Here is a 1,681-nt window from a genome sequence, read left to right on the forward strand (position 1 = left end):
GAGGCTGTGTGGAAACTATCTGAGTTTGGGAGGCTTCTGCGGTGTTGGGCGCTTGGATCGTATGTGGCCAGATCATCGACAGTGGCGGGTCAGATTTGATGTGTAGGTCGTTCTGATCGCGCTCTGACGTGTTTAGACGCCGTTTTGGGTCTGACCTCCGGCTATTAGGCCTTCATCGCGGCAACCAGTGCTGGGATACCTATGATATTGATGACACGGGTCATGTTATAGGCGAGGACGTGCAACGCCATTTCGGTGGCGACGTTTTTCAATCTGCGCATCTTGAAGTGCGTGGCCCCCATCCATGATTTGATCGTGCCGTAGGGATGCTCAACGGTCATGCTGCGGACTGCCAACTGAGTGGGGTCTTTGTCCAATCGCTGCTGGACCCGTTCCAGCACATCTTCGTGTTCCCATCTGCGAATGCGCCGCTCCTTGCTGTTGGTGCATTTGTCTTTGATGACACAGCCCTCACAATGGCTGGACCAGTACGTCCGGATCGCTTTGCCATCTTGCTGGCCCGTGAACCGGTAGATCAGTTGCTCACCAGCGGGGCAGATATAGGCGTCAGCCTCCGCGTCATAGGTGAAGTCAGCTTTGTCGAATTGCCCACGCGCGCCAGCATTTGAAGTCTGAGGTTTGGGGACAACGACCGCAATCCCGGCCTCTTCACAGGCGAGGATTTCCTCGCTCTTGTAATAACCCTTGTCGGCAATGGCTTCGATCCGATCCGTGGCCATGGCGTCGCGCGCAGCGAGGGCCATCATCGACAAGGCGTCACGGTCGTAGCCATGCATAGTGACCTCATGGGCGACGATCAGGTGGTTCTCAGCCTCAACCGCGGTTTGCACATTATACCCGACAACGCGCGGCATGCGGGGCGTCGTCGCCATGGATCGCGCATCGGGATCGCTCAGCGAGACCTGTGTCTCGCCCGTTTCATCCATGCGTTTCTCGATCGATCTGTAGCGACGGGCTTCCTTCTGCAGATGTTCCAGCTTTCGAAGGGTGCATTCCATGCGCGCCTCCGGCAATACCGTTCCGGTCTGCTCAAACACCTCGTCGGCGCGATCCAACTCACCAAGATAGCGTTCAATGGCCTTATCAATCTCACCCAGCTTCTGACGCAGCTTGCCGCGCGTGTAGTTCTTGGCCTTGGCATTCACCGCCTTAAACCGACTGCCATCAATAGCGACCAGGTTCCCATCCAACAGATTGATATTGCGGCACAGTGCCACGAACTGCTGGCAGACCTTGCGGATCGCTGGCCCATTATCTTTACGGAAGTCAGCAATGGTTTTGAAGTCCGGCCTCAACCGGCCGGTCAGCCAAATGAGTTCCAGGTTGCAACCGCACTCCCGTTCCAACCGCCGCGAAGACTGGATCTGGTTCAAATACCCATAGAGATAAATGCGCAGCATAACCCCGGGATGATAACCGGGCCGACCGGTCGCAGCTGGCGTGGCCTGGAAACCCAACTCAGCCAAACTGAGCATGTCGACAAAGGCATCAATCGCTCGGACGGGGCTGTTTTCGTATACATAATCATCCAGACACTCAGGCAGCAAAAGCGCCTGCTGGCGGTCCACGCCTTCGATAAACTGACCCATGCAAAGCCTCCGCAACGAATGCCGAAATCATACCATCATTCAGATCATCAGGGGAGTTTTCACACAGCCTC

1 protein-coding gene is annotated in these 1,681 nt (G+C 56.1%); it reads right to left on the bottom strand.

Annotated elements, in window-relative coordinates; genetic code table 11:
• Positions 1-164: 164 nt before the first annotated feature.
• Positions 165-1,610 (bottom strand): IS1182 family transposase, encoded by a 1,446-nt coding sequence (locus ACFWW4_RS22640; protein ID WP_411892902.1) that lies wholly within the window; start codon positions 1,608-1,610, stop codon positions 165-167.
• Between the last annotated feature and the right edge of the window lie 71 nt (positions 1,611-1,681).

Origin of the sequence: Yoonia sp. SDW83-1 (assembly GCF_046762885.1) — a bacterium.
Taxonomy (GTDB): domain Bacteria; phylum Pseudomonadota; class Alphaproteobacteria; order Rhodobacterales; family Rhodobacteraceae; genus Yoonia.